Origin of the sequence: Mycobacterium appelbergii, from assembly GCF_032883035.1 — a bacterium.
GTDB classification, from domain to species: domain Bacteria; phylum Actinomycetota; class Actinomycetes; order Mycobacteriales; family Mycobacteriaceae; genus Mycobacterium; species Mycobacterium appelbergii.
The window spans coordinates 481350-505312 of the sequence record NZ_JAMQTH010000003.1 but is presented as its reverse complement, the minus strand read 5'-3'; the positions used below and the strand labels follow the sequence as shown (position 1 = coordinate 505312).

The 23963-nt window shown below is 66.8% G+C and carries 25 protein-coding genes; 15 read left to right on the top strand and 10 right to left on the bottom strand.

Translation table 11 applies throughout. The annotated features are described in order from the left end of the window. Positions 1–34: 34 nt before the first annotated feature. Entirely contained in the window at positions 35–1063 is a 1029-nt protein-coding gene (locus M1247_RS09775; protein ID WP_317156074.1) for a LacI family DNA-binding transcriptional regulator, read from the bottom strand. 176 nt (positions 1064–1239) lie between these two features. Here M1247_RS09775 and M1247_RS09770 point away from each other — a divergent pair, with 176 nt between their 5' ends. Genes M1247_RS09770 through M1247_RS09760 form a run of 3 tightly spaced genes read left to right on the top strand, consistent with a single transcriptional unit; the run spans position 1240 to position 4411 of the window. Then, on the top strand, positions 1240–2382 hold the full coding sequence (locus tag M1247_RS09770; protein WP_317156073.1) for a Gfo/Idh/MocA family protein: 1143 nt from the start codon (positions 1240–1242) through the stop codon (positions 2380–2382). Next, entirely contained in the window at positions 2379–3578 is a 1200-nt protein-coding gene (locus tag M1247_RS09765; RefSeq protein ID WP_317156072.1) for a dihydrodipicolinate synthase family protein, read from the top strand. Before M1247_RS09770 ends, M1247_RS09765 begins: the two co-directional genes overlap by 4 nt. Then, positions 3578–4411 carry a sugar phosphate isomerase/epimerase family protein gene (locus M1247_RS09760; RefSeq protein ID WP_317156071.1) on the top strand — a complete coding sequence of 278 codons (834 nt, stop codon included), beginning with the start codon at positions 3578–3580 and terminating at the stop codon, positions 4409–4411. Before M1247_RS09765 ends, M1247_RS09760 begins: the two co-directional genes overlap by 1 nt. On the opposite strand, the gene M1247_RS09755 is transcribed toward M1247_RS09760, so the two are convergent. After that, positions 4408–5259 carry an enoyl-CoA hydratase gene (locus tag M1247_RS09755; protein ID WP_317156070.1) on the bottom strand — a complete coding sequence of 284 codons (852 nt, stop codon included), beginning with the start codon at positions 5257–5259 and terminating at the stop codon, positions 4408–4410. The two genes, M1247_RS09760 and M1247_RS09755, sit on opposite strands and share 4 nt — an antisense overlap. Positions 5260–5281: 22 nt before the next feature. Here M1247_RS09755 and M1247_RS09750 point away from each other — a divergent pair, with 22 nt between their 5' ends. Further along, the gene (locus M1247_RS09750; protein ID WP_317156069.1) at positions 5282–5548 is read left to right on the top strand and encodes a DUF2277 domain-containing protein; all 267 of its coding nucleotides are present in this window, start codon (positions 5282–5284) and stop codon (positions 5546–5548) included. Then, the gene (locus M1247_RS09745; protein ID WP_317156068.1) at positions 5545–6093 is read left to right on the top strand and encodes a DUF1802 family protein; all 549 of its coding nucleotides are present in this window, start codon (positions 5545–5547) and stop codon (positions 6091–6093) included. The genes M1247_RS09750 and M1247_RS09745 overlap by 4 nt, the downstream gene beginning before the upstream one ends. Before the next feature lie 51 nt (positions 6094–6144). On the opposite strand, the gene M1247_RS09740 is transcribed toward M1247_RS09745, so the two are convergent. Together M1247_RS09740 and M1247_RS09735 are read right to left on the bottom strand one after the other, a co-directional pair. Next, a complete protein-coding gene (locus tag M1247_RS09740; RefSeq protein WP_317156067.1) occupies positions 6145–7797 on the bottom strand; it encodes a CocE/NonD family hydrolase in 1653 nt (550 codons plus the stop codon). Between the two features lie 29 nt (positions 7798–7826). Then, positions 7827–8411: a DUF3558 domain-containing protein gene (locus M1247_RS09735; protein ID WP_317156066.1), complete on the bottom strand. Its 585-nt coding sequence runs from the start codon at positions 8409–8411 to the stop codon at positions 7827–7829. A 158-nt stretch (positions 8412–8569) separates the two neighbouring features. Between M1247_RS09735 and M1247_RS09730 the strand changes: the two genes are divergently transcribed. Genes M1247_RS09730 through truB form a run of 3 tightly spaced genes read left to right on the top strand, consistent with a single transcriptional unit; the run spans position 8570 to position 11078 of the window. Then, positions 8570–9532, top strand: coding sequence for an ACP phosphodiesterase PptH (locus tag M1247_RS09730; RefSeq protein ID WP_317156065.1), 963 nt, complete (start codon positions 8570–8572; stop codon positions 9530–9532). After that, a complete protein-coding gene (pptT, locus tag M1247_RS09725) occupies positions 9529–10194 on the top strand; it encodes a 4'-phosphopantetheinyl transferase PptT (RefSeq protein ID WP_317156064.1) in 666 nt (221 codons plus the stop codon). Before M1247_RS09730 ends, pptT begins: the two co-directional genes overlap by 4 nt. Continuing rightward, positions 10191–11078: a tRNA pseudouridine(55) synthase TruB gene (gene truB / locus M1247_RS09720; protein ID WP_317156063.1), complete on the top strand. Its 888-nt coding sequence runs from the start codon at positions 10191–10193 to the stop codon at positions 11076–11078. The genes pptT and truB overlap by 4 nt, the downstream gene beginning before the upstream one ends. Positions 11079–11088: 10 nt before the next feature. Here the strand turns inward: truB and M1247_RS09715 are convergent, their stop codons facing one another. The 3 genes from M1247_RS09715 to mntR form a co-directional block, all read right to left on the bottom strand. After that, on the bottom strand, positions 11089–12306 hold the full coding sequence (locus tag M1247_RS09715; RefSeq protein WP_317156062.1) for an SfnB family sulfur acquisition oxidoreductase: 1218 nt from the start codon (positions 12304–12306) through the stop codon (positions 11089–11091). Beyond that, the gene (locus M1247_RS09710) at positions 12303–13472 is read right to left on the bottom strand and encodes an LLM class flavin-dependent oxidoreductase (protein WP_317156061.1); all 1170 of its coding nucleotides are present in this window, start codon (positions 13470–13472) and stop codon (positions 12303–12305) included. The genes M1247_RS09715 and M1247_RS09710 overlap by 4 nt, the downstream gene beginning before the upstream one ends. 137 nt (positions 13473–13609) lie before the next feature. Continuing rightward, entirely contained in the window at positions 13610–14314 is a 705-nt protein-coding gene (gene mntR / locus M1247_RS09705) for a manganese-binding transcriptional regulator MntR (protein ID WP_317156060.1), read from the bottom strand. A 73-nt stretch (positions 14315–14387) separates the two neighbouring features. Between mntR and M1247_RS09700 the strand changes: the two genes are divergently transcribed. The 6 genes from M1247_RS09700 (at position 14388) to bla (ending at position 21073) form a co-directional block, all read left to right on the top strand. Further along, on the top strand, positions 14388–15374 hold the full coding sequence (locus tag M1247_RS09700) for a bifunctional riboflavin kinase/FAD synthetase (RefSeq protein ID WP_317156059.1): 987 nt from the start codon (positions 14388–14390) through the stop codon (positions 15372–15374). A 104-nt stretch (positions 15375–15478) separates the two neighbouring features. Beyond that, positions 15479–15748 (top strand): 30S ribosomal protein S15, encoded by a 270-nt coding sequence (gene rpsO, locus M1247_RS09695; protein WP_317156058.1) that lies wholly within the window; start codon positions 15479–15481, stop codon positions 15746–15748. A 10-nt stretch (positions 15749–15758) separates the two neighbouring features. Then, positions 15759–16259, top strand: coding sequence for an LppU family putative lipoprotein (lppU, locus tag M1247_RS09690; protein WP_317156057.1), 501 nt, complete (start codon positions 15759–15761; stop codon positions 16257–16259). A gap of 308 nt (positions 16260–16567) precedes the next feature. After that, the gene (locus M1247_RS09685) at positions 16568–18826 is read left to right on the top strand and encodes a polyribonucleotide nucleotidyltransferase (protein WP_317156056.1); all 2259 of its coding nucleotides are present in this window, start codon (positions 16568–16570) and stop codon (positions 18824–18826) included. After that, positions 18804–20135 (top strand): M16 family metallopeptidase, encoded by a 1332-nt coding sequence (locus M1247_RS09680; RefSeq protein ID WP_317156190.1) that lies wholly within the window; start codon positions 18804–18806, stop codon positions 20133–20135. The genes M1247_RS09685 and M1247_RS09680 overlap by 23 nt, the downstream gene beginning before the upstream one ends. Positions 20136–20176: 41 nt before the next feature. Then, positions 20177–21073, top strand: coding sequence for a class A beta-lactamase (gene bla, locus M1247_RS09675; RefSeq protein WP_317156055.1), 897 nt, complete (start codon positions 20177–20179; stop codon positions 21071–21073). Between the two features lies 1 nt (position 21074). On the opposite strand, the gene M1247_RS09670 is transcribed toward bla, so the two are convergent. The 3 genes from M1247_RS09670 to ald all read right to left on the bottom strand — a co-directional run bounded on the left by M1247_RS09670 (position 21075) and on the right by ald (position 23343). Next, positions 21075–21518: an Hsp20/alpha crystallin family protein gene (locus tag M1247_RS09670; protein ID WP_317156054.1), complete on the bottom strand. Its 444-nt coding sequence runs from the start codon at positions 21516–21518 to the stop codon at positions 21075–21077. Between the two features lie 102 nt (positions 21519–21620). Next, positions 21621–22175, bottom strand: coding sequence for a DUF4334 domain-containing protein (locus M1247_RS09665; RefSeq protein ID WP_317156053.1), 555 nt, complete (start codon positions 22173–22175; stop codon positions 21621–21623). Between the two features lie 52 nt (positions 22176–22227). Then, entirely contained in the window at positions 22228–23343 is a 1116-nt protein-coding gene (gene ald, locus M1247_RS09660) for an alanine dehydrogenase (RefSeq protein ID WP_317156052.1), read from the bottom strand. 93 nt (positions 23344–23436) lie between these two features. On the opposite strand from ald, the gene aldR reads away from it, so the two are divergent. Beyond that, positions 23437–23952: an HTH-type transcriptional regulator AldR gene (aldR, locus tag M1247_RS09655; RefSeq protein WP_317156051.1), complete on the top strand. Its 516-nt coding sequence runs from the start codon at positions 23437–23439 to the stop codon at positions 23950–23952. The last annotated feature ends 11 nt before the right edge of the window (positions 23953–23963 follow it).

Here is a 23963-nt window from a genome sequence, read left to right as displayed (position 1 = left end):
GCGCACACTGTCAACGGTGCGGCGTCGGATTCCGTCAGCGCAAGCGTGTGCTGTCGCGTAGCACCACGCGCCCGCCGACGCGTTCCCGCAGCTTGTCGTCATTTTCGGGGCGCAGCGCCAGCTCGACGGCGCATACCCCGATCTCTTCGAGGGGCAGTGCCACGGTGGTGAGGCTCGGGGTGTGATCGCGCAGGGTCGGGATGTCGTCGAACCCCGCGACACACAGATCTGCGGGGATCGAAAGACCGAGATCTCGCCAGGCCGCGATGGCCCCGATCGCCATCACGTCGGTGACGGCGAAAACGCAGACCGGGACCGCCGCGGCGCCCGGTTCCAGGTCGAGCGCCGCGGCCAGCCGGCGTGCCGCCGCATAGCCGCCGTCGCGGGTGAACTCGCCCGACACCTCGACCAGCGGGGTGAGCCCGTGCCTACCGAGCGCCTCGACAAACCCGTTGCGGCGGTCGACGGCCGTACGGATGCTGCCCGGGCCCGAGATGATCGCGAACTGCCGATGTCCGGCCGCTATCAGCGACTCGGCCAATTCTCCTGAGGAGAAGTGGTTTTCGAGTTCGACGGCGCCGCCGAACGCCAGTGGCTGGCCGATCACGACCAGTCTGCCGCCATTGGCGCGGTAGGTGCCGAACTCGCTTTCCAATTCGCGATCGAGGTCACCACTCTGGCGCGAGCCGGCCAGCACGATCGCGTCGGCACGCTGGGCGATGAACGTGCTGACCGAGTCCCGTTCGATGTCGAAGTCGCGGTCGGTGCTGGCCAGCAATACCTGCTTGCGGGCCGCGCGGGCTGCGGTCTGCACGCCGCGCGCGATGGAGGAGAAGTAGGGGTCGGCGATGTCGTGCACGATCAGGCCGAGTAGTCCGGTGGACGCCCGCGCCAGCGCTTGGGCCTGGGCGTTCGGGACGTAGCCCAACTCGCGGGCAGCCGCGCGGACGCGGTCGGCCACGCCTTCGCCCGGCACCCGGGTCGAGCCGTTGAGCACGCGTGACGCGGTGGCCTGTGACACCCCCGCCCGCGTGGCCACATCCTGCAATCTCACCGCGGCCATCAGCGCACTCCCATGTTGCGGTTCCGGCCGGGCTTGACCGGATTGTTCGGACAGCTTACCGTGGAAAGCGCATTCCGAAGTGCTGACATCGCCGACTCCTCTTTGCCGGGTGGGTGGCGATGCAACTCCATCGACAGCACTCGCCGGTACGCCGGCTCAAGACAGAGGTTTCCTCGATGACAACACTGCGCATTGCCATGAACGGCGTTACCGGGCGGATGGGTTACCGCCAACACCTGCTTCGATCCATCATGCCGTTGCGGGACACGGGTCTGGTGCTCGATGACGGCACCCGGGTGGACGTCGAGCCGATCCTGGTCGGGCGCAACGCCGACAAGCTAGCCGAACTCGCCGCGGCGCACGACATCGAGCACTGGACCACCGACGTCGCGTCGGTGATCGCCGACCCGACCGTCGACGTGTACTTCGACTCTCAGGTGACTTCGCGCCGCGTGGAGGCGCTGACCGCGGCGATCAAGGCGGGCAAACACGTATACACCGAGAAGCCGACCGCCGAGACATTCTCGGAGGCAGTCGAACTCGCACGGATGGCAGAAAATTCCGGTGTCGTCGCCGGGGTGGTGCACGACAAGCTGTACCTACCCGGCCTGGTCAAACTCCGGCGACTGGTCGATGAGGGCTTCTTCGGACGCATCCTGTCGCTGCGGGGTGAGTTCGGGTACTGGGTGTTCGAGGGCGACGGTCAGCCGGCCCAACGCCCGAGTTGGAATTACCGCACCAAGGACGGTGGCGGCATCACGGTCGACATGTTCTGTCACTGGAATTACGTCATGGAAGGGCTGCTCGGGTCGGTCCGGGCGGTCACCGCCCGATCCGTCACCCACATTCCGACCCGGTGGGATGAGGCCGGCGAGCCTTACACCGCCACCGCGGACGACGCCGCCTACGGCATCTTCGAAATCGAGGGCGGCATCATCGCGCAGATCAACTCGTCCTGGGCGGTCCGGGTCTACCGCGACGAGCTGGTGGAATTCCAGATCGACGGAACGCACGGCTCGGCCGTCGCGGGCCTGCGGCGCTGTGTCGCCCAGCAGCGGTCCCACACGCCGAAACCGGTGTGGAACCCCGATATCCCGGCGACCGAGAAGTTCCGCGACCAGTGGCTGGAGGTGCCGGCCAACGCCGAGGAAGACAACGGCTTCAAACTGCAGTGGGAAGAGTTCCTCCGGGATGCGGTGGCGGGCAGGCAGCACCGGTTCGGGCTGTTGTCGGCGGCGCGCGGGGTGCAGTTGGCCGAATTGGGACTGCGCAGCTCGGCTGAGGGACGCCGTATCGAAGTGCCGAAGATCGTCCTGTGAGCAGCCACGCGACCGGACTTGCGACGGACATCTCCGTCGATCTTCCCGGCGACGACGGCCTGCGGCGCCATCAGCTCGGTGAGCCGGGCCCCTGGCGCCGGCCCTCCACCGAGATCCGATCCAGGATCGCTTACGGCGCAGCACATGTGGTGCCGAGGCCGCTCGCCGACACCAGTCCGGGCGCACCCGCCGACCTGGACTGGGACGCCACGCTGGCGTATCGCCACGAGCTGTGGTCCTACGGTCTCGGGGTGGCCGACGCGATGGACACCGCGCAACGGGGTATGGGTCTGGACTGGCCGGCTACCCGTGAGCTGATCCGGCGCACCGGACGCGAAGCCACCGCGGTGGGCGGTCGGCTCGCCTGTGGCGCAGGTACCGATCAGCTCCGGCCGGAGGATGTGCCCTCCGGCGCAGCAGGTTTGACGGCGATCACCGATGCCTATCGGGAACAGATCGACGTGGTCCGTGGTGCCGGTGCACAGGTGATTTTGATGGCGTCGCGGGCGCTGGCGCGCGTCGCCGCCACGCCGGAGGACTACCTGAGGGTCTACGGCGCGCTGCTCGCCGAGGCGGACCGTCCCGTGATCCTGCACTGGCTGGGTGAAATGTTCGACCCGGCGCTGCGCGGGTACTGGGGATCGGACGACATCGGCACGGCCACAACGGTGTTCCGCGAGCTCGTGGCGGCGAATGCCGGGCAGGTCGACGGGGTCAAGGTGTCCCTGCTCGACGCCGGTCACGAGGTGGCACTGCGTCGTGCGCTGCCCTCCGGTGTGCGGCTGTACACCGGAGACGATTTCAACTATCCCGAGCTCATCGTCGGCGACGGCGAGGGGCATTCCGATGCGCTGCTGGGCATCTTCGCGGCGATATATCCGGCCGCGTCGACTGCGCTGCAGGAGCTGGATGCCGGCAATCCCGAACGCGCCCTGGAGATCCTGGAATCTACCCGCGCACTCGGGCGGCACATCTTCGCCGCACCCACCTACTACTACAAGACCGGCATCGCGTTCCTGTCCTGGCTCAACGGGCGGCAGCCAGGATTCACCATGGTCGGTGGGCTGGCGTCGGGGCGTTCGGTGGCACATCTGTGCGAGGTGTTCACCCTCGCCGACCGGGCCGGGCTATTGTCCGACCCCGATCTGGCCGCACAGCGAATGCGCATGTACCTCACGGTGAACGGGGTGACCTGATGCCCGAGGCGTTCACCCGGCTGTCGCTGAACACCATGACGACGAAAACCTGGTCGCTGCGCGAAGCCGTCGACGCCGTGGCGGCGGCCGGTCTGCCCGCCATCGGTCTGTGGCGTGACCGGGTCGCCGAGCTGGGTGTCGACAACGCGGCAAAGGCGGTGCGGGACTGTGGTATTCGTGTTTCCAGTCTGTGCCGCGGTGGTTTCCTGACCGGCGTGGACGACGCGCGTGGCGCGCTCGACGACAACCGCAGAGCCATCGATGAGGCAGCCACCCTGGGCACCGGTGAACTGGTGATGGTCGCGGGCGGTATCCCGGACCGTGACCTCCCCGGCGCGCGCAGACGGCTGGCGGACCGGCTCTCGGAATTGGTGCCCTACGCAGCCGATCGCGACGTACGGCTGGCACTGGAGCCGCTGCACCCGATGTTCTGCGCCGACCGGGCGGTGATCTCCACCCTGCGCCAGGCGCTGGAGTTGGCCGCACCGTATCCGGCCCGGTCCGTGGGCGTGGTGGTGGACACGTTCCACGTGTGGTGGGACCCCGATCTGGCCGCAGGCATCGCCGCTGCCGGTGTGCAGGGCCGGATCAGCTCATTCCAGGTGTGCGACTGGCTGGTTCCGATGACACCGGATCCGCTGCTGTCCCGGGGCATGATGGGCGACGGCGTGATCGACTTCGCGGCGATCACCGCATTGGTGCGCGACGCCGGCTACCAGGGCGACGTCGAGGTCGAGATCTTCAACGAAAAGGTCTGGGCGAGTGACGGCCACGCCGTCATCGACACCATGAAAGAACGGTACCGGGACCTGGTGTTGCCGACGTTGGCCTAACGCACCTGGTCGCGGCCGCGCTGCAGTACGGCATCACGGTTGGCGGCGATGTCATTGCCGGTGGCGCTGCTCATCCATTCCCGGGCCGAGGCTGCCTCGATCCACAGGCCCTCATTGGTCTGGGATCCATCGATGCGGTGATAGGAGGCCAGCAGCGCGCGCACGGCGGCCTGGTTGTTGCCGACGATCGAGGCCGCGACCCGGCCCGCGGCGGGGAGCAGGTCGTCGTGGGGGACCACCTCGGTGACCAACCCGGCCCGCAAGGCATCGGCGGCCGACAGATAGTCGCCGGTCAGACTCATCCGCCGGGCCAGCCCCACACCGACCTTCTGCGGCAGCCGCACGGACAGGCCCCACGTCGGTAACAACCCGACCCGCGCGTGGGTGTCGGCGAAGCGGGCCTGCTCGGACGCGATCAGGATGTCGCAGTACAGCGCGAGTTCCAGACCGCCGGTGACCGCAGCACCGTTGATGGCGCCGATGACCGGTTTGGTCATCGCCGGCCACCGCGGGGAGATGTCGGGCAGCTCGGTGGTGTCACCCAGTTCTTTGAGGTCCAGACCCGCGCAGAACACCGGATCAGCGCCGGTCAAGATGACCACGTCGACGTCGTCGTCGGCTTGTGCGTCGCGCAGCGCGCCGTAGAACGCGGTGCGCAACGCGGACGACAGCGCGTTGCGGGACTGCGGCCGATTCAACGTCAGGGTGCGGACCCGGTCGGTGGTGTCGATCAGTAGTACGGCACCGGTCGGCTCCTCGCGCGAGCGCTCGTCGGAATCGGTCGGCTCCTCGCGCGAGCGCTCGTCGGAATCGGTCGGCTCCTCGCGCGAGCGCTCGTCGGAAATCATTCGATCAACCTATCGTGGTCACATGTGCCGGAACATCACCGAGCTGCGCGGGCTGGAGCCCGCCGCCACCGACGAAGAAATCGAGGCCGCCGCCCGTCAGTACGTCCGTAAGGTCAGCGGCATCACCCGTCCGACCGGGGCCAATGTCGATGCGTTCGAGGTCGCGGTCGCCGAGGTCACCGCCACCACGATGCGGTTGCTCAGCGGGCTCGCACCACGGCGGCAACCACCCAAGACGGTCCCGCCGCTGCGCCGGCCGGAGGTGAGGGCCCGGCTGGCCGCGAAATGACCGTGACGGCGCTCAAGGAGTGGAGCGCCGCAGTGCATGCGCTGCTCGACGGTCGTCAGACCGTGCTGCTGCGCAAGGGCGGCATCCACGAGAAGCGTTTCGAGGTGAACGCGTCCCGGTTTCTACTGTTCCCGACAGTCGCGCACAGCCACGCGGAACGTGTCCGCCCCGAACACCGTGACCTGCTCGACGCCGCGGTCGCGGACAGTACCGAGGACGCGCTGGTGTTGCGCGCGGGTGCCACAGTGATTGCAGCCGTTGAGGTTGGTCGACCCGAAGCGATCGACGAGCTGGCGCCGCTGCATATCTGGACGGCTGAATCGGTACGCACAGACCGACTGGACTTCCGCCCCAGACACCGCCTGACGGTGCTGGTGGTGCAGGTCAGCCCGATGCCGCCGATCCGCCTGCCCCGCGCGCCGGAGTACGGGGGCTGCAAAAGCTGGGTGGATCTGCCGGTGCAGGCCCGGCAGTGGGGTGACCCGGTACACGATGAGGCGACGTTGAATGAGATTGCCGGACGGGTGCGTCGCGCGGTCGGCTAGCCGGCCAATGTGAAGGTATTGCGAAAAGTCAACGGATTCTTCGCAATACGTTCACGCTCGCGGTGCGCTACCCGGCGGACGCGGTCCGGCCGGCAGCACCAGCCGCGACACGCCGCCCGCACCGTGGCGCACGGTGTGGGTGGCCGGAGCCAGCCGGGATCCGGAGACCGGTGGTTCGTCGGTGCCCAGATTGCGGGCGAACCGCGGGTGCGAACCGCCCGCCACCATCACCCGGATACGTGAGCCCGCCGTGAAGCGGTGGGCGACGGCGTCGAGTTGGAGTTCGATGGTGCCGGAGTCCTGCGGACGCGAAACGAACGCGTCGGTGACGTTGCGGGACCGGCCCTTGGCATCCAACTCGCTGACGCGGACGAAGACATCGTGGTTCGGGTTGTCGCAGCTGTGCGCGAGTTCCACGGTCGGGGTGCCGACGACGTAGAGGTCGGTGGGCAGCGGGTCCCCGGTGAAGGTCAGCACGTCGGGGCGGCGCGCCAACCCGCTGTCGTCACGGTAACCGCCTTCGGCGGCCAGCAACCGGCCACCGACTGTCGGTGTCGGGTCGGCCGGGTCATAGGTGAACGACGACGCCGGCGCGGTGTCCGACGGTGCGGCCTCGGCCAGCCGCCCGGCCGGTTGCAAAAACAATTCGTGTTCACCCATCACCGGCGGCCAGTCCGGAAGGTCGACCCAGCCCGATCCGTTGACGTGAATCCGCACCTCGCTGCGGGTTGTGTCGCCGCGACCGGCCAGGTGGGTGTCGAGCCAGTCCAGCGATTCCCCGATCACGGTCCGCGCACCCTTGGTCATCAACTGGGTGTGGGTCCACGGACCGACGGTCAATGCGACGGGCACACCGCGCCGGTGCAACTGCTCGTACTGTTCGAGCGTCTGGTCGAGGAACAGGTCCTGCCATCCGCTCAGCAGCAGAATCGGCACTTCGACACGGTGGAGTGCTTCCTCGAAGCGCAATTCGTCCCAGAACGGGTCGGTGCGTTCGGGATGCTCCAACCACGATTCGTACCATGGCGCGCCTGCGCCGAGCAGTTCCCGTCCCGCCGCTCCCATCGGCAGCTTTCCGGTGGCGCGGGCCAACTCGGCGGGTCCCCGCACCTGCCGCGCGATCGCCTTCAGCGCACCGGGTTCCTCCTGCCGGGCCACCATGGCGCTCCACCCCAGGAAGTCGTTGAGTGAGAACGAACCGCTGCCCCAGGCCGACGCACTGAAGTCATGCGGCCCGACGGTGATGACAGCGGCCTTCATCTCCGGCGGAGGATCGGCCAGCAGAGCCCACTGGGTGAACCCCAGGTAGGAGAGTCCGACGGTGGCGAAGGAGCCGGTGAACCACGGTTGATCGCGCAACCAGGCCACCGTGTCTGCGCCGTCCCGCATCTCGTGGACCATCGGCGTGAATTCGCCGCCCGAACCGAACGTCCCACGCACGCTCTGCAGCACGACGTGATAGCCGCGTGCGGCGTAGACGTCGGCGAACAACGCCGAGAACGGGAACCGGCGACCGTAGGGCCCCCGCACCAGCAGGGTGCCCGCAGGCGCGACGGTGTTGGGTGCGTAATGGTCGGCGACGAGCTCGACACCGTCGCGCATCGGAACCCGCAATCCGTGCGTGACGGTGTAGTCGGACTGGTGCGGGGGAAGGCCGAGCACGCGGCCCAGCGTTTGACCGGCGTAGCGACGGAAGCGTGTCACCGCACCAGGCTACGGCCCGACGCCAGTGGTCAGAACTTGTAGTAGGGCGCCAACTCGTGGGCCCGTTGCATGTTCGTCTGCAGGCAGTCGGGATTGGGCTCGGAGTAGATCGGCGAGTAGAACAGCGACTGCTGGATGACGCCGTAGCTGGTCTCGAAGGCGACCATGCAGGTGATCCACCACCGGTCGTTCCAGTCGGTGGGCTTCATGATCCAGTACTGCGCGGCCCGGTGACCGTCGATGTCCATCTCCAGCGCATCGGGCGGGATGGTCTGGTCATACGTGCGCCACACGAACGCCTCGATCGCCATCTGGTAGTTACCGGCGTCGTACTTGCAGCGCAGGCTGTCCTCGGGCGTCGGCGGGGTGGCCGCCAGGCCGATCCGCTGGACCACGTCGAGCGGAATGTCCCGGCACGGGTCGAACGGGGACGGGTCTGTGGTTTCGATCACCGGCCACTTGATGGTCGTCGACACGTTGGTCATCGGGAGGTCAGTTGCGTCCAGGTGCAGCACCCCAGTGCCCGATCCCGCCGACGGACCGGTCTGCCAGACCACGATCACCGCCGCAACCAGCGCAGACAATGCTGATAGCAGGCGCACTCTGGCGGCCATCAAACCCCCTAGCAGACTCAATGAGACATGTTCCCCGGCTTGCGGGGAGTGTAGCGGTCGGCCGCCACGGACTCGACCATAAATGAGAACATGTTCTAGTTGCCGGACCCTGCCCCGGTCGGCGCGCGGTTAGGCTGGTCGGTTGTGGTGGTGCAACTGTGGTGACGGACCAGGAGTCACGAGACCGGCAGCCGGTTCTGTGGGCGATCAGCGATCTGCACACCGGCCATAACGGCAACAAGCCGGTCACGGAGTCGTTGTATCCGGCTTCGCCCGACGATTGGCTGATCGTCGCGGGCGATGTCGGTGAACGGACAGATGAGATCCGCTGGGCGCTCGATCTGCTGCGCAAGCGCTTCGCCAAGGTGATCTGGGTGCCGGGCAACCATGAGCTCTGGACCACCAACAAGGACCCGATGCAGATCTTCGGGCGGGCCCGCTACGACTACCTCGTCGACATGTGCGATCAGATGGGAGTGATCACCCCTGAGCACCCGTACCCGGTGTGGACCGAGCAGGGCGGTCCGGCCACCATCGTCCCGATGTTCCTGCTGTACGACTACAGCTTTCTACCCGAGGGTGCGGCCACGAAGGCCGAGGGTCTGGCCATCGCGCGGGAACGCAACGTGGTGGGCACCGACGAATTCCTGCTGTCCTGTGAGCCGTATGCCACCCGCGACGCGTGGTGCCGGGATCGGGTGGCCGCGACCCGCAAGCGACTCGAGGATCTCGACTGGATGACCCCGAGCGTGCTCGTCAACCACTTCCCGATGGTCCGGGAACCGTGCGAGGCGATGTTCTACCCCGAATTCTCGCTGTGGTGCGGCACCACAGCGACCGCGGACTGGCACACGCGCTACAACGCGATCTGCTCGGTCTACGGCCACCTGCACATCCCGCGCACCACCTGGTACGACGATGTGCGCTTTGAAGAAGTCTCGGTCGGTTATCCGCGGGAATGGCGCCGCCGCAAACCCTATCGCTGGTTGCGTCAGATCCTGCCGAATCCCGAGTACGCGCCCGGCTATCTCAACGAGTTCGGTGGCCATTTCGAGATCACCGCCGAGATGCGTGCCAACGCCAAGCAGATGCAGGACCGCATCAAGGCCAGGCGGTCGTGACGGGAACCCTGTTGGGCCGGGTGTTGCCGGGACAGGTCGCATCGGCCGAGTTATACGACGACCCGCCGGATTTGGTGCCGCTGCCCGACGAAGAACCGCTGATCGCACGGTCGGTCGCCAAGCGGCGCAACGAGTTCGTCACGGTGCGCTACTGTGCGCGTCAGGCACTGGGGGAGCTGGGTATCGGACCTGCCCCGATCCTCAAGGGAGACAAGGGAGAACCGTGCTGGCCTGACGGGGTGGTGGGCAGCCTGACGCACACTCAGGGGTTCCGCGGTGCAGCCGTCGGTCGGGTGGGTGAGGTCCGTTCGGTCGGGATCGATGCCGAACCGCATGATGTGCTACCCGACGGTGTGCTCGGCGCGATCAGCCTGCCGGTCGAACGCATGGAACTCGGCGGGCTGCCGGGAGATCTGCATTGGGACCGGATCCTGTTCTGCGCCAAGGAAGCGACCTATAAGGCGTGGTACCCGCTGACCCATCGCTGGCTCGGGTTCGAGGATGCCCACATCACGTTCGCCGTCGACGATTCCGGTACGGCCGGCGGTTTCCGCTCGCAGATCCTGATCGACCCGGCCGCCGAACACGGCCCGCCGCTGACCGCCCTGGAAGGCCGCTGGTCGGTGCATGACGGCGTGACGTTGACGGCGATCGTGCTGTGACCGCACCCCTTCCCGGCCTGGTCATCGTCGACAAGCCGGCCGGAATGACCAGTCACGATGTGGTGGGAAGGTGCCGCCGGCTGTTCGGTACCCGCAAGGTCGGGCACGCAGGCACGCTGGATCCGATGGCCACCGGGGTACTGGTGATCGGCATCGAACGCGCCACCAAGATCCTCGGTCTGCTGACCGCGACCGACAAGTCGTATGCCGCCACCATCCGGCTCGGTCAGGCCACCTCGACCGACGATGCCGAAGGCGAAGTCCTGCAGACAATTCCGGCTTCCCAGGTGACCGACGATCAGATTTCGGCTGCGGTTGCCGCGCTGCGCGGCGCCATCGCTCAGGTCCCGTCGGCGGTGAGCGCCATCAAAATCGGTGGCCAGCGGGCCTACAAGCTGGCCCGCGAAGGCCAGACCGTCGAGCTGGCGGCCCGGCCCGTACGCATCGACCGGTTCGACGTGCTCGACATCCGGCGTACCGACCCCTTCGTCGATGTGGACGTCGACGTGGACTGCTCATCGGGTACCTATATCCGGGCACTGGCCCGCGACGTCGGTACGGCGCTGGGTGTCGGGGGACACCTGACTGCGTTGCGGCGCACCAGGGTCGGTCGGTACGGCCTGGACGAGGCACGCATCCTCGACGACCTCACCGAGCAGGCGCAGCTGAGCTACAGCCTCGATGCGGCCTGCCTGTTGGCCTTCCCGCGCCGTGATCTGACCGCCGAGGAAACCGAGGACACCCGACACGGCAGGGCCCTGGCGCCGGCAGGCATCGACGGCGTGTACGCGGCCACCGCACCTGATGGACAGGTCATCGCCCTATTGCAGGACGGCGCGGCCCGGACCAAGAACGTCGTCGTGTTGCGGCCGGCCACACTGTAGGGCTGCAGCCTCAGAGTTGGCCGTGCCGTGGGGGGTTGGTGCCTGACAGGGTGTAGCGGCCGACGTGGTGCAGTTTCCAGCGGGTGGCGTCGTGCAATGTGTGGGTGCGGGCGTCGCGCCAGTACCGGGCCAAGTTTCCGGTGGCCGACGCGCTGCGGGTGCCGCCGAGCTCGAACAATGTGGTCGATGCCTCGAGTGAGGTCCGGACGGCCGACACCTTGGCGACCGCCACCGCGATCGAGGCTGCCGCCGCAGAGTCCGCGGTGAGATCAGCGCGGGCAGTGTCGACCTGACGGGCGGCCTCGGCCAGCAGGGCCTGCGCACCTCTGACCGCCACGGTCAGTTCCCCGGCGACCTGAACCAATGTCGGGTCGTCGGCGGCGTCGGACACCCCGGCCTCGAAGTGCGGGCGGGCCTTGGCGGCTTGACGCACGCCCTCGTCGAGGGCGGCGGTCCCGATGCCCACGTCGATCGCGGCGTGGAGCAGTTGGGCCCGTGCGCCATACAGCGTGGGCTGCTGGAAGATCGGGGTGAAGGGCACGACGTGCTCGGCAGGGACGCCGACGCTGTCCAACGTGACGGTGCCGGATGCGGTGGTCCGCTGACCCATACCGTCCCAGTCGTCGAGGATCGTCAGTCCGGCCGCGTCGCGGGGTACGAACGCGATGGCTTTGGGTGTCGCGGCGGTCGGCACCGTGCCGGAGCCGTCGGACAGCGAGGCACGGATGATCAGCCAGTCGGCGAACAGTGCCCCGGTCGAATAGAACTTGCGGCCGCTCAATACGTATCCGTCGTCGGAGGGCAACAGCGTGGTGGCATCGACGTCGATGGGGTGCGGGCCACGCTCGGACTGTGCGTTGGCGAACAGCGCGCCGTCGAGTACCAGGCGATAGAAGAACGCCTGCTGCGCCTCGGTGCCCTGCAGCCGCAACGCCTCCAGGAACGTGAAATGTGAATGCGGAATCTGGCTGAGTGACGGATCACCGTGTGCGAGTAGGCGAAACACCTCGGCGAGGACCAGGGTCGGCACGTCGGGTCCGCCGTACTCCACGGGCACGGTCAATGCCAGCAGTCCGGAGTCCTTGAGCGCACGAATCTGCTCGTGCGGCAGCGCGCGGTCGACGTCCCGCGCGCTCGCCCCGGCCGCGAACGTCGCGGACAGCCGCGCCGCGGTCACCAGGGCCTGATCCGTCGAGGTGATCCGGGCAAGGCCGGCAAGATCGGTCATCGGGAGGCCCCGACGAACGGTATGGAGGCAGGCCCTGCACCACTGGCGCCTCCCTCGAACAGGCCGCGCTCCCGCAGAATCGGTATGACGCCTTCGCCGAACCAGAACAGTTCCTCCAGATGGGGGTAGCCGGAGAAGATGAACTCGTCGATCCCGATCTCCGCGTATTCGGTGATCCGGTCGGCCACCTCGGTGTGGCTACCCACCAGGGCGGTGCCCGCGCCGCCGCGCACCAGTCCGACTCCCGACCACAGATTGGGCGCGATCTCGAGGCTGCGGGCATCACTCCAGGTGTTGTCGAGCCGGTTCGCCTCGTGCAACGCCAGCATCCGTTTCTGCCCCTCGGACTGGCTGCGCGCAAGGCCCTCCTGGGCATTGCGGACGGTCTCCTCGTCGAGCGCGGCCACCAACCGGTCGGCCTGGGCCCAGGCTTCTGCGGAATTGTCGCGGGAGATGGTGTGCAACCGGATGCCGAAGCGCAGCTTGCGTCCCTGCTCCTCACCGAGCGTCCTGATCCAGTCGATCTTCGCGCGCACCGCCTCCGGCGGCTCGCCCCACGTCAGGTAGACGTCGGAGTGCCGGGCCGCCACCGGTCCGGCCGCCGTTGAGCTGCCGCCGAAGTACAGCGGCGGCACCGGAACCGGCGGGGTGGCCAGCGACGCCTCCTCGACATCGATGTACTGACCGCGATGGGTCACCGTCTCACCGGCCCACAACCGCCGCACCACATCGAGGAATTCATCGCAGCGCTGGTAGCGGGCATCCTTGTCGAGGTGGTCGCCGAAAGCCCGCTGCTCGTGGGCCTCGCCACCGACCACGACATTGAGCAGGATGCGGCCCGGCGCGTGCCGGGAGAACGTGGCGGCCATCTGCGCCGACAGCGTCGGGCTCACGAGGCCGGGACGAAAGGCCACCAGGAAGGCCAGCGAGGTGGTCTCGCGGGCCAGAAGCGAGGCGGTGATGAACGCGTCCTCGCACCAGGCTCCGGTCGGGATGAGCGCGCCGGTGAATCCGAAGGTCTCGGCTGCCCGCACGATCGAGGCCAGGTAGTCGATGCTGGCGTCGCGGTCACTGTGGGCAGCTCCTGCCGGTGTGCCGTGGCCACCGCCGACGATTGACCGGCTGTCGCCGTAGGTGGGCAGGAACCAATGCAATGAGACAGTCACAAACAGGTCATCCTGGTGCTGAATCGGTCGCGGCGCACGGGTAAGAATCGTCGTGATCGCAGCCGCGAGCGTGCAACGTGCGCGAGAAATCCTGCCTCATTTCGCAGTGGCTTCACATACGCGGCGGCCGCGCTTACTTACCTGGCGACGACCCAGATCGCCTCTGCGGCAGGGCTGCCCAGATCCACGGTGGCTTCGGGATCTCCGGTTGTCCCTGATTTCTCGACGGCCACCGAGATCATGCCCGCGAAATCGCGCCGAGCCAGTACCCGCAGCCGTGAATCCAGACTGATCCCGACGCTGTCGAAGTAGCGCAGCATTTCCGGATCGGAGTCGGAGATGCGCGCCACCGTGCCGGCATCGCCGTCCTGACACGCCGAGAGTTGCCGGGCGGGCGGTGTCGGCACCTGCCCGTCGGCGGCGGGGATGGGATCGCCGTGGGGATCGCGGGTGGGATGGCCCAGTTTGGCGTCGATGGCCTCGAGCATCCGGTCGGACACCGCATGCTCAAGGATCTCGGCTTCGTCGTGCACCTCGTCCCAGCTGTATCCCAGTTCCGACACGAGGAACGTTTCCATCAGCCGATGCCGACGCACCATCGCCAGCGCGGCCCGACGGCCTGCGTCGGTCAGTGTCACCCCGCCGTACTTCTCATGGTCGACCAGGCCCTGGTCAGCCAGCTTGCGGATGGATTCCGACGCGGTGGACGCCGAAACCCCGATGCGCTCGGCCAGCAGCTTGGTGCTGACCTTCTCGCGTGACCATTCCTGGGCTGTCCAGATGACTTTCAGATAGTCCTGGGCAACCGACGAGAGGTCGAGATGGTTACCGTCGGGACTCACAGTAGGGAAGTTTAGGCAATCATCACCTGGTCTGGGGATCTAGAGCGGACTGTGGGGTCGTAGGCTTGCTTCTGTGCAACGCTGGCGTGGGCAGGATGAGATCCCCACGGACTGGGGCAGGTGTGTTGTCACCATCGGAGTGTTCGACGGTGTTCACCGTGGACACGCGGAGTTGATCAACCATGCGGTGAAGTCGGGCCGATCGCGGGGAGTACCCGTGGTGCTGATGACTTTCGACCCCCATCCGATGGAAGTGGTGTTTCCGGGTAGTCATCCCGCGCAGCTCACCACTCTGACCAGGCGCGCCGAGCTGGTCGAGGAACTCGGTGTCGACGTGTTCCTGGTCATGCCGTTCACCTCGGACTTCATGAAACTCACCCCCGAGCGCTACATCCATGAGCTGCTCGTGGAGCACCTGCATGTGCTCGAGGTGGTCGTGGGGGAGAACTTCACCTTCGGTAAGAAGGCGGCCGGAAACGTCGACATGCTGCGCAAAGCCGGTGAACGGTTCGGATTCGCGGTCGAGGGCATGTCGCTGGTCTCCGAAGTGCCGGAGCGCCAGCGCGACGACGCGGTCACCTTTTCCTCGACCTACATCCGCTCGTGTGTCGACGCAGGCGATGTGGTGGCGGCTGCCGAAGCGCTGGGCCGGCCACATCGGGTCGAGGGTGTGGTGGTGCGTGGCGACGGCCGCGGCCGGGTGCTGGGCTTTCCTACCGCCAACGTGGCGCCGCCGATGTACTCCGCGATTCCGGCCGACGGCGTGTACGCGGCCTGGTTCACGGTGCTGGGCCATGGCCCGGTGATGGGCGAGGTGATACCCGGCGAGCGGTATCAGGCTGCCGTGTCGGTCGGCACCAATCCGACCTTCTCGGGTCGTACCCGCACCGTTGAAGCCTTTGTTCTGGACGCCACTGCCGACCTGTACGGCCAGCACGTCGCGGTCGACTTCGTCGGACGCATCCGTGGCCAGGAGAAATTCGACTCGGTCAAGGAGCTGGTGGTCGCGATGGAGGCCGATACCGAGCGGGCAAGGACGATCCTGCGCGATTCTGTCTGAGCAGCGTGCACTGCTAGACTTTCCGGCGATCCAGCGTGTGCTGCAGTTCGCGGCGGCCATGTTCGAGAATCTTGATCGCGGACCGATTTGATGGAGTTAATTTCGTGGCGCTTACAGCCGAGCAGAAAAAAGAGATCCTGGGCTCATACGGCCTGCATGAGACCGACACCGGTTCACCCGAGGCGCAGGTTGCCCTGCTGACCAAGCGGATCATCGATCTCACCGAGCACCTCAAGGTGCACAAGCATGACCACCACTCGCGGCGCGGACTGCTGCTGTTGGTCGGCCGGCGCCGCCGGCTGCTGAAGTACGTCGCGCAGGTCGATGTTGCGCGTTACCGCTCGCTGATCGAGCGCCTCGGGCTGCGTCGCTGACGCCGCATCGGTGGCATCCCTGCCGGCGGCCGTGATTGTGGGGGCGGCCGCGGTACTCGCAGCTGGCGTTGTGACAGGGTGTTCGTCCGCGGCAGCCGCGGACATGCAGACGGGGGACTGTCTGAGGATCGGCGGCACGGTGGAACGGCCCGACGCCGCCGAAGCAGTGTGCGGCAGCATGGAGTCCAACTTCAGAGTGGTCTCCACGGTCACGGACAGCGATCAATGTCCCATGGACGTCGATTCGTACTTTTCGATGAGCAGCCCGCTGCGCGATGAATCCCAGACGATCTGTATGGACATCGACTGGATCGTCGACAGCTGTATGAGCATCGACCCGGAGAACGACAAGGACCCGGTGCGGGTGGATTGCGGCGATTCGGCTGCGCCGCACCGGCAGCGGGCCACCCAGATCCTGCAGGGTGTTTCCAACGTCGACCAGTGCGGCAGCGGCGTGGGCTACGCATACGATGAACGCCAGTTCACCGTATGCGTGGAGGACGTGTCCTAAGCAGCGCCGCATTGGCTGCTGGGCTGTTGCTGCCGTGTAACATGAGGGCGTTCGTCAGTCGATGCCTGCTATTCGCACGCCGACAATTCGAACGAATGGGTGCGGTATCCGCAGAACCGCGGGCGCCGCTCCTGCGAGTCCTATCAGGGCCCGCCTGGTCGGGCGGTCTTCGGTAGTGGCTGCCGGGAACCCCGCAGTGGGATGTCCGGCAGCTTCGATCGACGGCCGTAGCCGTATCCAGGCCTGTGGCAAGTCTGAGTGTGACGACGCGAAATAGCTGAATGAATTCAGAGAGGCCACCGGACTAGATGTCTGTAGTTGAACTAGAAGACGGCGTGTTCGAATCCACCGCTGTCATCGACAATGGGAGCTTCGGCACCCGCACCATTCGCTTCGAAACCGGGCGGTTGGCCAAGCAGGCCGCAGGCTCGGTCGTCGCATACCTCGACGACGAGACCATGCTGCTGTCGGCCACAACGGCCAGCAAGACGCCGAAGGACCACTTCGACTTCTTCCCGCTGACGATCGATGTCGAAGAGCGCATGTACGCCGCCGGGCGCATCCCCGGCTCGTTCTTCCGTCGCGAGGGCAGGCCGTCAACCGACGCGATCCTGACCTGCCGCCTGATCGACCGGCCGCTGCGCCCGACGTTCGTATCGGGTCTGCGCAACGAGATCCAGGTCGTCGTCACGGTGATGAGCCTGGACCCCAAGGATCTGTACGACGTGCTGGCCATCAACGCCGCATCGGCGTCCACCCAGGTCTCGGGCCTGCCGTTCGCCGGCCCTGTCGGCGGCGTGCGTGTCGCACTCATCGACGGCCAGTGGGTCGCCTTCCCGACCGTCGAGCAGCTCGAGGGGGCGGTGTTCGACATGGTCGTCGCCGGCCGTAAGACCGCCGACGATGTCGCGATCATGATGGTCGAGGCCGAGGCCACCGATCGGGTCATCGAGCTCATCGCCGGAGGTGCGGGCGCACCGACCGAGGCCGTGGTGGCCGAGGGTCTTGAGGCGGCCAAGCCGTTCATCGCCGCATTGTGTGCCGCGCAGCAGGAGCTGTTCGAGGCCGCAGGTAAGGAGACCGCCGACTACCCGGTGTTCCCCGACTACCAGGACGACGTGTTCTACGCGGTGTCCTCGGTGGCCACCGACGCACTGTCCGAGGCGCTCACCATCGCAGGCAAGGAAGAGCGCGACGACCGCACCAACGAGCTCAAGGCCGAGGTGCTGGAGCGTCTGGCCGAGACCTATGCCGGCCGTGAGAAGGAAATCGGTGCGGCCTTCCGGTCGCTGACCAAGAAGCTGGTTCGCCAGCGGATCCTGACCGACCATTTCCGCATCGACGGGCGTGGCGTCACCGACATCCGTGCCCTCTCGGCCGAGGTGGCCGTCGTCCCGCGGGCGCACGGCAGCGCCCTGTTCGAGCGTGGCGAAACCCAGATCATGGGTGTGACCACACTGGACATGGTGAAGATGGCGCAGCAGATCGACTCGCTGGGGCCGGAGACGTCGAAGCGGTACATGCACCACTACAACTTCCCGCCGTATTCGACCGGTGAAACCGGCCGCGTCGGTTCGCCGAAGCGCCGCGAGATCGGTCACGGTGCGCTCGCCGAGCGGGCTTTGATGCCGGTGCTGCCGAGCGTCGAGGAGTTCCCGTACGCGATCCGCCAGGTGTCGGAGGCGTTGGGCTCCAACGGTTCGACGTCGATGGGCTCGGTGTGCGCATCGACCCTCTCGCTGCTGAACGCCGGTGTGCCGCTGAAGGCTCCGGTCGCGGGTATCGCGATGGGCCTGGTCTCGGATGACATTGAAGTTGACGGTAAGACCGAGCGCCGGTTCGTCACGCTGACCGACATCCTCGGTGCCGAAGATGCCTTTGGTGACATGGACTTCAAGTGCGCGGGCACCAAGGACTTCGTCACCGCGCTGCAGTTGGACACCAAGCTGGACGGCATCCCCTCGCAGGTACTGGCCGGCGCGCTGGCCCAGGCCAAGGATGCGCGGGTGACCATCCTTGAGGTGATGGCCGAGGCCATCGACGCCCCGGACGAGATGAGCCCGTACGCACCGCGGATCACCACGATCAAGGTCCCGGTCGACAAGATCGGCGAGGTCATCGGGCCCAAGGGCAAGATGATCAACTCGATCACCGAGGAGACCGGCGCCCAGATCTCCATCGAGGACGACGGCACGGTGTTCGTCGGTGCCGCCGACGGGTTGTCGGCGCAGGCGGCGATCGACAAGATCAACGCGATCGCCAACCCGCAGTTGCCCAAGATCGGTGAGCGGTTCCTCGGCACGGTGGTAAAGACCACTGACTTTGGTGCGTTCGTGTCGCTGCTCCCGGGCCGCGACGGGTTGGTGCACATCTCCAAGCTGGGTCGCGGCAAGCGCATCGCCAAGGTCGAGGACGTGGTGAAGGTCGGTGACAAGCTCCGGGTGGAGATCGCCGACATCGACAACCGCGGCAAGATTTCGCTGGTGCTGGTTGCCGAAGACGAGGCCGCGGAAGCTCCCGCCGCCGGTGACCCCGCACCCGCCGATGTTGCGACCGCCGATTCCTGAGACGTCGGCCGCCTCCGCTCCTGACACCTCGCATTTCCGCCGGACGACACTGCCCGGCGGACTGCGGGTGGTCACCGAGTACATCCCGTCGGTGCATTCGGCGTCGGTAGGCCTGTGGGTGGGTGTCGGTTCCCGCGACGAAGGTAGAAGCGTCGCGGGGGCCGCCCACTTCCTGGAACACCTGCTGTTCAAGTCGACTCCGACGCGCACCGCGGTCGACATCGCGCAAGCTGTCGACGCCGTCGGCGGTGAGCTCAACGCATTCACCGCACGCGAGCACACCTGCTATTACGCCCATGTGCTCGACACCGATGTGGCGCTGGGCATCGACCTGGTCGCCGACGTGGTGCTGAACGGGCGCTGCGCGGCACAGGACGTCGAGGTGGAACGCGATGTCGTGCTCGAAGAGATCGCGATGCGCGACGACGACCCCGAGGACACCCTCGGAGATGTGTTCCTGTCGGCGATGTTCGGTGATCACCCGGTCGGACGCCCCGTGATCGGCAGCATCGAATCGATCACGGCGATGACCCGGACCCAACTGCATTCCTTCCACACGCGCCGGTATACCCCCGAACGGATGGTGGTAGCGGTCGCAGGCAATGTCGACCACGACACGGTGGTGGGTTTGGTGCGCGAGCACTTCGGGCCACGGCTGGTCGCCGGTCGTACCGCGGTGCCACCCCGCACCGGTTCAGGTCGGGTGTCGGGCCGGCCCGCACTGGAGGTGGTCGAGCGTGACGGTGAGCAGACCCATCTGTCGATGGGGGTACGGACTCCCGGACGACGCTGGAAGCACCGCTGGGCACTGTCAGTCCTCAACACCGCGTTGGGCGGTGGCCTGAGTTCCCGACTGTTCCAGCAGATCCGGGAAACCAGAGGCCTGGCGTACTCGGTGTACTCCACGGTGGACACGTTCTCCGACAGCGGCGCCCTGTCCATCTACGCCGGATGCCTGCCGGAGCGGTTTGACGAGGTGGTCCGGGTGACCACCGATGTCCTCGAAGGCGTTGCCCGCGACGGGATCACCGAGAATGAATGCCGTATCGCGAAGGGCTCGTTACGCGGTGGGCTGGTGCTCGGGCTGGAGGATTCGGGCTCGCGGATGCATCGCATGGGCCGCAGTGAGCTCAACTACGGAGAGCAACGCAGCATCGAACACACGTTGTCCCAGATCGAAGCGGTCACCCTCGACGAGGTCAACGCGGTGGCGCGGGAGCTTCTGACCCGCGACTACGGTGCCGCGGTGCTCGGCCCGCATCGGACGAAATCCTCGCTACCACAACGGCTCCAGGTCATCGCGGGCTGACGGTCGTTGCAGTCCGACCAATCATCGGTACCCTTGGCCCGGTGACCGGACTCTCGCGACGCAACGTTCTGATCGGTTCCCTGGCGGGTTTGGCTGTTGCCGGCTTGAGCAGCAAACCTGCCGCCCGGGCCGAGCCGGTGGCGCCGATCGACCGGCAGATCGGTGCGCTGGAACAGCAGCACAACGCGCTGATCGGTATCTATGGGGCCGATCTCGGCTCGGATCGCACAGTGAGTCACCGTGCCGATGAGATGTTCGCCATGTGTTCGACGTTCAAGGGTTACGCGGCGGGCCGGGTGCTGCAACAGGTCGGTCGCGGCGAACTGTCGCTGGACAACCGGGTGTTCGTCGACCCTGCAGCGATCGTCGCCAACTCGCCGGTGACCGAAACGAGAGCCGGCGGTGAGATGACATTGGCCGAGTTGTGCCAGGCCGCGTTGCAGCGCAGCGACAACACCGCGGCCAATCTGCTGCTGAAGACCATCGGCGGACCCCCCGCGATCACCGCGTTCGCCCGCAGTATCGGTGATGACCGCACACGGCTGGACCGCTGGGAGACCGAACTGAATTCCGCGGTGCCCGGCGATCCGCGCGACACCTCGACACCTACGGCGCTGGCCGGCGGCTACCGGGCGATGCTGGTGGGTGACGCGCTGAGCCCGCCGCAACGTCAGCAGCTCGAGGACTGGATGCGGGGGAACCAGACCTCGAGCATGCGGCCCGGGCTTCCGGAAGGCTGGACCACGGCTGACAAGACGGGCAGCGGCGATTACGGCAGCACCAACGATGTCGGCATCGCGTACGGCCCCGATGGTCAGCGGGTACTGCTGGCGGTGATGACACGGTCACGGGCCGATGACCCGGAGGCCGCCGGCCTGCGACCGCTCATCGGTGAGCTGACGACACTGGTGCTGCCGTCACTGCTGGGGACGAACTGAGTTATCCCGCGTTGTCCTCGCTGCCCTGGATCGCGATCTGCCGGGCGCCGGACGGATTCTGCGACAGCGGAACCCGGACGGTGAGGATGCCGCGGTCATAGCTGGCGGTGATGTCGTCCTCGTTGGCGCCTGCCGGCAGGGTCACCGTGCGCAGGAACGCACCGTACGAGAACTCCGAGCGTGCGTTGACCTCGGCGCGTTCGGTGCGCTCGGCCTTCACCGTGAGCTGGGCGTCGTTCACGGTGATGTGGACGTCGCGGGCCGGGTCGATGCCGGGTATCTCGGCGCGTAACTCGTAGTGGTCCTCGGTCACCTCGTCCTCGATACGCATGAGATTGCGTTCGAAGATCGGGCGGAGGCTGGCGAACGGGGTGATCCCGGCGAAGAACTCCGAGAGCTCGGGCAGGAACGGGCGGGGCTGGTGCGCGACGGGCAGGTTAACCACTGGTTACTCCTAAGTCCATTGGGACGCTTGCTCTTTCGATCCAAGCACCGTCGTGGAGCCGTCGGCCGAATGCGCGGTGAACACCGCAAGTACGCGCGGCTGCTAAGCCACCGGCATCGAATCATTGCGTCGCAGCACGAAGAAGTAGGGCCGCCGCGATCCGCGCAGATCCATCGCGCCGATCACGGCATCGTCGGACAGCCGGTGGAATACATCGTTGATCGGGAGTTGGTCGTAGATCATGGTTGCGGTGTCGACGCCGCGGTACCGCGTGGTGCGCAGGCGCGCCTTGGCCGACCGCGCTTGCAGCAGTGGCCGCAACGCAGTGATCGGCCGGGCCACCGACAGGGTTCTGAGCCCGGGAAGCCTTGTCGAGACACCCAACCCGCCGAATGCGGGCAGCGGGTTGAGTGCCCAGAGCGAGGCGCCGTCCCGGGCTGGGAACAACAGCGGGTGCACCGTCTCGGTGTCGACGAACTGCTTGCCCCACCAGCCGCTGGCGGCAAGTAGGCCGTCCATCGGGTGACCGGTGGGAAGTTCGGCGCCCTGCCAGGTGCCGATCATGAACTCCGGATCCACCGGCGCCGAGGCGTCGAACAGCTCAAGGGCCCCGGCGGTGTTCGACGGCGGGTCCGGCAATAACTCCTGCAGCAGCATGCGGCCAGCGTACTTGACAGGTGTCAAGAGCGGCCAATGGGCAACGGCAGGCTCAGCTCAGGACCGTTGCCGGATCGGTGAACGGCAAACCCAGGTCGGCAGCGACCTGCTCGGACAGCAGTGCCCCCTGGTGGGTCGACAAGCCTTTGGCCAGTGCGGCATCGCTCGCGCAGGCTGCCTGCCAACCGTTGTCGGCGAGCTTGAGCACATACGGCATGGTGGCGTTGGTCAGCGCGAAGGTCGACGTCCGCGGCACGGCGCCAGGCATATTGGCAACGCAGTAGAACAGGGTGTCGTGCAGGCTGAACGTCGGATCGTCGTGGGTGGTGGGCCGGGAATCCTCGAAACAGCCACCCTGGTCGATGGCGATGTCGACGAGGACCGCACCTGATTTCATGTGCGCCACCATCGCATTGGTCACCAGCTTGGGGGCCTTCGCGCCCGGGACCAGCACCGCGCCGATCACCAGGTCGGCACGCTTGACGGCATCCTCGAGTTCCAGGGTCGCCGAGTAGCGGGTCTGGATGCGGCCGCCGAACTCGCCGTCGACCTCCCGTAGCTTGTTGATGTTCAGGTCGAAAACCGTTACCTGAGCGCCCATTCCGGCGGCGACGCGAGCGGCGTTGTAACCGGCCGTGCCGCCGCCGATGACGACCACCTCGGCCGGGGCCACGCCGGGGACGCCGCCCATGAGCACGCCGCGGCCGCCATGGCTGCGCATCAGGTGGTAGGCGCCGACCTGTGCGGAGAGTCGGCCGGCGACCTCGCTCATCGGGGCCAGCAGTGGCAGTGCACCGTCGCTGGTCTGCACGGTCTCGTAGGCGATGGAGGTGGTGCCGGACGCGAGCAACGCATCGGTGCACGCCCTGGAGGCCGCGAGGTGCAGGTAGGTGAACAGCGTCTGGCCCTCGCGCATGCGCGAGTACTCCGATTCGATGGGCTCCTTCACCTTGAGCAGCAGGTCGGCCTCGGCCCACACCTCATCTGCGGTGGCGATGATCTCGGCGCCCGCGGCCTTGAAATCGCGGTCGGAGATGGCCGAGCCGTCACCCGCGCCGGCCTGGATGATCACGTCGTGACCCCGTCGGGTCAGTTCAGCCACGCCTGCCGGTGTAATGGCCACGCGGTACTCGTTGTTCTTGACCTCGGTCGGGATGCCGACGCGCATGATCGCTCCTTCAATGTGGGATTGCTGAAGTAATTGTGAAGAACCTTCGATTACTGGGCAATATCTCTGTTCAAGATTCGATAGGGTGGCTGAATGGGCGAAGAAATGGCGGTCAATGCGGCGCGTGTGGCCCGCCCGCCGAAGGATGTTCGGCCGGCTGAGCTCGACGACATCGACCGGCGCATTCTGCTGGCGCTGCACGCGGACGCGCGCATCTCCAACAGCGCGCTCGCCGAGGCTGTCGGCATTGCGGCGTCGACCTGCCACGGGCGGGTGCGCCGGCTGCAGGACATCGGGGTGATTCGCGGCTTTTACACCGATATCGACCCGGCGGCAATCGGTCTGGGGTTACAGGCGATGATCTCGGTCAGCCTGCAGTCGAACGCGCGCGGCAAGATTCGCAGCTTCATCGGCCACATCCGCCAGCGGCCGCAGGTGATGGATGTCTACTTCCTGGCCGGCGGTGACGATTTCATCCTGCACGTCGCCGCGCGTGATATCGACGATCTACGGGCGTTCGTGGTCGAGAACCTCAACGCGGACGCCGATGTGGCCGGTACCCAGACGTCGCTGATCTTCGAGCATCTGCGTGGGGCATCACCGCTGTAACTTGCGCGCGG

Coding starts and splice junctions, on each gene's coding strand:
- M1247_RS09745 (WP_317156068.1), top strand. CDS start 5,545: ATGACCGTGACGGCGCTCAAGGAGTGGAGCGCCGCAGTGCATGCGCTG.
- M1247_RS09735 (WP_317156066.1), bottom strand. CDS start 8,411: ATGGCCGCCAGAGTGCGCCTGCTATCAGCATTGTCTGCGCTGGTTGCG.
- ald (WP_317156052.1), bottom strand. CDS start 23,343: ATGCGCGTCGGCATCCCGACCGAGGTCAAGAACAACGAGTACCGCGTG.
- M1247_RS09715 (WP_317156062.1), bottom strand. CDS start 12,306: ATGACCGATCTTGCCGGCCTTGCCCGGATCACCTCGACGGATCAGGCC.
- aldR (WP_317156051.1), top strand. CDS start 23,437: ATGGGCGAAGAAATGGCGGTCAATGCGGCGCGTGTGGCCCGCCCGCCG.
- M1247_RS09685 (WP_317156056.1), top strand. CDS start 16,568: ATGTCTGTAGTTGAACTAGAAGACGGCGTGTTCGAATCCACCGCTGTC.
- M1247_RS09770 (WP_317156073.1), top strand. CDS start 1,240: ATGACAACACTGCGCATTGCCATGAACGGCGTTACCGGGCGGATGGGT.
- M1247_RS09755 (WP_317156070.1), bottom strand. CDS start 5,259: ATGATTTCCGACGAGCGCTCGCGCGAGGAGCCGACCGATTCCGACGAG.
- M1247_RS09680 (WP_317156190.1), top strand. CDS start 18,804: ATGTTGCGACCGCCGATTCCTGAGACGTCGGCCGCCTCCGCTCCTGAC.
- M1247_RS09750 (WP_317156069.1), top strand. CDS start 5,282: ATGTGCCGGAACATCACCGAGCTGCGCGGGCTGGAGCCCGCCGCCACC.
- M1247_RS09760 (WP_317156071.1), top strand. CDS start 3,578: ATGCCCGAGGCGTTCACCCGGCTGTCGCTGAACACCATGACGACGAAA.
- M1247_RS09775 (WP_317156074.1), bottom strand. CDS start 1,063: ATGGCCGCGGTGAGATTGCAGGATGTGGCCACGCGGGCGGGGGTGTCA.
- M1247_RS09665 (WP_317156053.1), bottom strand. CDS start 22,175: ATGCTGCTGCAGGAGTTATTGCCGGACCCGCCGTCGAACACCGCCGGG.